This window comes from Vreelandella arctica (assembly GCF_037070215.1).
Classification (GTDB): domain Bacteria; phylum Pseudomonadota; class Gammaproteobacteria; order Pseudomonadales; family Halomonadaceae; genus Vreelandella; species Vreelandella arctica.
The window spans coordinates 1-5,377 of sequence record NZ_JBANSN010000067.1; the positions used below are offsets into that span (position 1 = coordinate 1).

Annotated in this window: 7 protein-coding genes; all 7 read right to left on the minus strand. The window is 50.4% G+C overall.

The features are described 5' to 3' along the window. Nucleotides 1-58: 58 nt before the first annotated feature. Complete coding sequence (locus V8L70_RS22400) at nt 59-217, minus strand: hypothetical protein (RefSeq protein WP_336270666.1); 159 nt, start codon at nt 215-217, stop codon at nt 59-61. 87 nt (nt 218-304) lie between these two features. Continuing rightward, nucleotides 305-934, minus strand: a complete 630-nt coding sequence (gene upp / locus V8L70_RS22405) for a uracil phosphoribosyltransferase (RefSeq protein WP_035557479.1) — start codon at nt 932-934, stop codon at nt 305-307. 93 nt (nt 935-1,027) lie between these two features. Continuing rightward, on the minus strand, nt 1,028-1,711 hold the full coding sequence (ung, locus tag V8L70_RS22410; protein WP_198556068.1) for a uracil-DNA glycosylase: 684 nt from the start codon (nt 1,709-1,711) through the stop codon (nt 1,028-1,030). A gap of 2 nt (nt 1,712-1,713) precedes the next feature. Continuing rightward, a complete protein-coding gene (gene gpt, locus V8L70_RS22415; protein ID WP_008956229.1) occupies nt 1,714-2,193 on the minus strand; it encodes a xanthine phosphoribosyltransferase in 480 nt (159 codons plus the stop codon). A gap of 6 nt (nt 2,194-2,199) precedes the next feature. Then, on the minus strand, nt 2,200-2,745 hold the full coding sequence (locus tag V8L70_RS22420) for an adenine phosphoribosyltransferase (protein ID WP_035557476.1): 546 nt from the start codon (nt 2,743-2,745) through the stop codon (nt 2,200-2,202). Nucleotides 2,746-2,798: 53 nt separating this feature from the next. Continuing rightward, complete coding sequence (locus V8L70_RS22425) at nt 2,799-4,097, minus strand: NCS2 family permease (RefSeq protein ID WP_035557474.1); 1,299 nt, start codon at nt 4,095-4,097, stop codon at nt 2,799-2,801. 201 nt (nt 4,098-4,298) lie between these two features. Beyond that, entirely contained in the window at nt 4,299-4,940 is a 642-nt protein-coding gene (locus V8L70_RS22430; protein WP_035557472.1) for a riboflavin synthase, read from the minus strand. Nucleotides 4,941-5,377: the final 437 nt, after the last annotated feature.

Sequence of the window (5,377 nt, forward strand, 5' to 3'; positions counted from 1 at the left end):
CGGAGGGTAGAATCGGTCATGGCGTATCCACTCGTGTTGGTTGAGATCTTGGTCGTGATCAATCAACAGGATACGCCACCCTTCCTACCTCCTCCCATACACCAGACTTGAGCTTAACTCGTACTAATACCAAGGCACCAAAAGCCACAAACAGCATTTGTGCACCGGTTAACACTACTTTTGGCCACGACTCTGCCTGGCTGGTAGCTTCACGCATTAGAGAATTCCTAGTGATTATTAGAGAGTAGATATGCAAAAAAATGCCCCTAACGCGAAGCGTGAGGGGCTAATTTAAAAAAGGCGCTTAGCGCGTTCCGAAAATCTTATCGCCTGCGTCACCTAGTCCAGGGACGATATAGCCATTTTCATCGAGTCGCTCATCGACCGAAGCAGTGTAAATTTCGATGTCGGGATATGCTTCCTGCACCCGTTTGATGCCTTCAGGGGCAGCGACAAGCACAATCACCTTCATATGCACACAGCCACGCTCACGCAGCATGTCCAACGTAGCCACCATTGAACCACCGGTGGCCAGCATAGGGTCAATCACGATTGCCATACGCTCTTCGATATCGTTAGCGAATTTGGCGAAATACGGTACTGGCTCAAGCGTCTTTTCATCGCGGTAAAGACCAACAACACTGACTCGAGCACTGGGAATTAAGTCTGTTACACCTTCTAACATACCCAAGCCTGCGCGCAAAATCGGTACCACGGTAACTTTTTTACCCTTAAGCCGTCGTGTTGCAATCGGCTCGCCGTTCCATCCTTGGATTTCGTGATCTTCCAGCTCAAGACCTTTGGTTGCTTCATAGGTCAATAGCTTAGCGACTTCACCTGCCAGCTCACGAAAGCTCTTAGTGCTCAGATCAACTTCGCGCATCAGTCCCAGCTTATGTTGAACAAGCGGATGGTTAATGGCGTAAACACTCATGGGACTTCCTCACAGCTGGGGATTCAAAATGACAATCTGGGTATGTCACTAGACGCAAAATTGCGCACATTCTACCCGCAACCTAATAGGAGGTTAAGGGGTTTCCGGCAATTGCCAGTCGATAGGCGTGCGCCCCTGCGCTTGCAGGAATTGATTTGCTTGCGAAAAGTGCCGGGTGCCAAAAAACCCTCGATGCGCAGAGAGCGGCGACGGGTGCGGGGCTTCAAGCACCAAATGGCGACGCTGGTCAATTAATGCTTTCTTCTGGCGCGCCTGACTTCCCCATAACAAAAACACACATGGCGACGCATGCTGGCTAACGGCTTCAATGGCGCGGTCAGTGAATACCTCCCACCCCTTGCCGCGATGAGAACCAGCATTCCCTTGTTCAACCGTTAACGAGGTGTTTAATAACAGGACGCCCTGCTTGGCCCAACTATCCAAGTTGCCATGCTGCACCGGTTTAAAGCCGACATCGCTGGCCAACTCTTTGTAGATGTTAGCTAGCGAAGGCGGCACCTGTACACCGGGCCGTACGGAGAAACTCAAGCCATGAGCTTGGTTGGGGCCGTGGTAAGGATCTTGCCCCAAGATAACGACTTTCACTTCATGCAGAGGGGTTAACTCAAAGGCGCGAAACCATTGCGCTGAGTGGGGGTAAATGGTTTTTTTAGCCGCCTTCTGCTGCGCCAAAAACTCCTTTAGTGCGAGCATATAGTCAGCCTTAAACTCATCACCCAGCCACTGACTCCAATCGTCAGGAAGTGGATTGGCCATCATTACCTCTTCATTTGATCGACGAGTGGTTCAACGTAAGCAACACCCATATCCCAAGGAAACTGGATCCAGCACTGCTGCGCTACTTCCGTTAGGTATTGATCCACCAATGGACGACCGTCCGGTTTGGCATAAATGGTCACAAAGTGTGCCTTAGGCAACATTTTGCGTACTGCGCGTGCAGTTTTGCCAGTATCGACTAAATCATCGACGAGTAGCCAGCCATCACCGTCATGGTCGACACCCTTCATAATATCCAGGCCACCCTGATCCATATGGTCGTAGCTCTTAATACACACCGTATCGATCAGACGAATATTAAGCTCACGGGCGATTAGTGCGGCCGGAATTAAACCGCCACGGGTAATCGCCACAATGCCCTTAAAATCACGCTCGATCATCTGATGACAAAGCGTACGCACATCACGGTGAAGCTGATCCCAGGAGACAGTGAAGTGTTGGTGATAACGATCGCTGCTCATTGGGGGCTACTCGTCTTCGTTGAAGGAACAAACTGCGAATACGCTGTAACCCGCATCGCGAATTTTTTGTGACCCACCCAGTTCGGGAAGATCAATAATCGTAGCCGTTTCCACTACGTGACCACCGCTGCGCTGGATAAGGTTAGCCGCTGCCAGCATAGTGCCACCGGTGGCGATCAAATCATCCATCAGCAGAATACGGTCATCTTTCTGGAAAGCATCGGAGTGCAGCTCAACTTCCGAATGACCGTACTCCAGCGTATAAGTCTCGCTGATGGTTTTAAACGGTAGCTTGCCCTTCTTACGCACCGGCACAAAGCTACACCCCAACTCATAAGCGAGCGGTGCGCCAATAATGAAACCGCGCGCATCGATTGCCGCGATAGCATCCAGGTTCATTTCCTGATAGCGATGTACGAAGCTATCAATCAGCTTGCGAAAGGCCGCGCTATTTTGTAGCAAAGGAGTGATGTCGCGAAAATTCACGCCTTTCTCAGGCCAATCTGGAACCGTGCGAATAACGGACTTAATGTAGTCGCCGTAGATGCTCATCGCGTCTCTCATTGAGTAGTAAAATTAAGTAGTTAGAAAGCGGAAAAGGCCGATCAAACCAAGAAGAGATACCTTACCGCAAACAGGAGCGCCAAAATAATAACGGCCGGATTCAAGTCGCTAAAACGGCCTGATAACGTTTTGATCGCTACGTAGCTGATGAAACCGAGTGCAATTCCTTCGGCAATCGAGAACGTCAGCGGCATTGCCAAAGCAGCAATCAGTACCGGCGCAGCATCCGTTGGATCTTCCCAATTAGCATGCGCCAAGCTACCCGTCATTAATACCGCTACATACAGCAGCGCACCAGCGGTAGCGTAGGCCGGAATGGAGCCCGCCAACGGTGCGAAGAACAGGCTGATCAGGAATAGGCCGCCCACGACTACCGCCGTCAAACCAGTCCGGCCACCGGATGCGATGCCCGCTGTTGATTCAATATAGCTAGTGGTAGTGGAAGTACCCAATGCAGCACCCGCCATAGACGCGGCACTGTCAGCCATCATGGCACGGCCAAGGCGCGGCAGCTTGCCATCTTTATCCAGTAGTTTGCCCCGATGAGCAACGCCCACCAACGTGCCCGAGGTGTCAAACAAATCAACAAACAAGAAGGCAAAAATGACGCTGAGCATCGCTACATCTAGCGCGCCCATTAAATCCATCGCCATAAATGTAGGCGCAATCGAGGGAGGCATCGACATTAGACCGCCGTACTCATTATGGCCCAGCACCATGGCAATCACTGTCACGCCCAAAATACCGATCATGACCGCACCGGTGACGCGCAGGTAAGAAAGCGCGGTAATCACAAAGAAGCCTAACAGCGCATATAAGGCGGGCGGCTGAGATAGATCACCTAAAGAAACAAAGGTAGCGGGATTAGCAACCACAATACCGGCATTTTTCAGCGCAATCATCGCCAAGAAAAGACCGATACCAGCAGCGATCCCGAGTCGCAATGTCATGGGAATAGAGTTAATAATCCATTCACGAATTCTAAAAATGCTTAACAGGAAGAAAGAGAGACCAGAGAAGAAGACGGCGCCGAGTGCCGCTTCCCATGTATACCCCATACCCAATACAACACCGTAGGTGAAAAAGGCATTCAACCCCATGCCTGGTGCTTGGGCGATTGGATAATTGGCCCATAGGCCCATCACGAAACAGCCAATCGCTGCGGCTATGCACGTCGCCACAAATACCGCACCGTAGTCCATGCCCGCTTCAGACAGGATGCTCGGGTTAACAAAAATAATGTAGGCCATCGTCAGGAACGTAGTGATCCCGGCGATAACTTCTGTTTTCACATTAGTTTTGTGCTCAGTGAGCTTGAAATAACTATCCAGAAGTTTCATGAATTTTCTTATCCTTAGCGATAACGCAGCACGCGCACGCGTTCTGGTGCTGAGAAAAGCCGCACATACTACCGAAACGCTCACCGTGATGCGAGCGCTTCAGCATGGCGACCCATGTAAGCGAGAGCAGCCCCGCCGCTGTATACAAAGCAATCTTCAGGCCACAACCTAACCGATCGGTCAATTCAATGGCGGATTAAGCTAAAGAGGGTTGCTGCGCCCGTTTTTTTGAGAGAGCACGCGCTCTACCGTTTCAACGATCACCTGGGTTTGCGGATCAATTTCAATATTGACTTGATCCCCCGGCGCTCGATCCTGAAGCGTAGTGCGCGATAAGGTTTCAGGGATTAAATTGACGCTAAACTCTACGCTTCCGCTACCGCTTTGACGTACATCACCGATAGTCAAACTGATACCGTCCACCCCGATATAGCCTTTCTCGAACACAAATCGGCCAAGCCTTTCCGGCAGGGAAAACCATAATCGACGGTTATTGGGCGCTTCTTCAATAGCCACTACCTCTGCCATGGAAATGATGTGCCCCGACATAGAGTGCCCACCAATCTCATCGCCAAAACGCGCCGCACGCTCTATATTGACGCATTGCCCTGGCACAATTGCACCAAGATTAGTCAATCTCAGCGTTTCACGCATCAAATCAAAACTAACGCTATCACCATCGATGGCCGTCACCGTTAAGCAAACGCCGTTATGAGCAACAGATGCACCAATCTCAAGCCCCTCGCGCATGGCTGGCGGCATTTCCACAACATGTACGCGAAAATCATCCAGCTCACGCACCGCTACTACCTTGGCGACCCCTTGCACAATGCCCGTAAACATATGGCTCATTCTCCTAATGGGTAAAAACTAAGTATTAAAAAACTAAGTATTAAAAGCGGGGAGGTAAAAATAACCAAAATCATGGGCACAAGCTTACTACTGGCGCCCCCTATGTGTGCACTCTTATGGTGATTTCCATAAGAGCATGAAACGTGAGGCCCTCTATTCTACGTCACTCGTTTTTATAGGGTCTTGCGTAAGCGTGTTTTTCTCTCATCGAACACGCCCCTCTAAGCCTGTCGACAGCTCTAAAAACCTAAACACTCTTTTCTAATAGAATAAAAGACTATTGTAAGCTCCTAAAACATAAAATCAGACGAGTTATAGTCAAATCTGGTGGATGGCAGTCAGGCGGCAGTCCTGTCTGATTGATCGGTTACCTGCTCCCCATCCTGAAACCGGACGTTGTTCACGACCAGCTCCAGCTTGCTGAACCC

Excerpts from the sequence above, each read along its gene's own strand:
- V8L70_RS22400 (WP_336270666.1), bottom strand. The coding sequence starts at position 217 with ATGCGTGAAGCTACCAGCCAGGCAGAGTCGTGGCCAAAAGTAGTGTTA.
- upp (WP_035557479.1), bottom strand. The coding sequence starts at position 934 with ATGAGTGTTTACGCCATTAACCATCCGCTTGTTCAACATAAGCTGGGA.
- ung (WP_198556068.1), bottom strand. The coding sequence starts at position 1,711 with ATGGCCAATCCACTTCCTGACGATTGGAGTCAGTGGCTGGGTGATGAG.
- gpt (WP_008956229.1), bottom strand. The coding sequence starts at position 2,193 with ATGAGCAGCGATCGTTATCACCAACACTTCACTGTCTCCTGGGATCAG.
- V8L70_RS22420 (WP_035557476.1), bottom strand. The coding sequence starts at position 2,745 with ATGAGCATCTACGGCGACTACATTAAGTCCGTTATTCGCACGGTTCCA.
- V8L70_RS22425 (WP_035557474.1), bottom strand. The coding sequence starts at position 4,097 with ATGAAACTTCTGGATAGTTATTTCAAGCTCACTGAGCACAAAACTAAT.
- V8L70_RS22430 (WP_035557472.1), bottom strand. The coding sequence starts at position 4,940 with ATGTTTACGGGCATTGTGCAAGGGGTCGCCAAGGTAGTAGCGGTGCGT.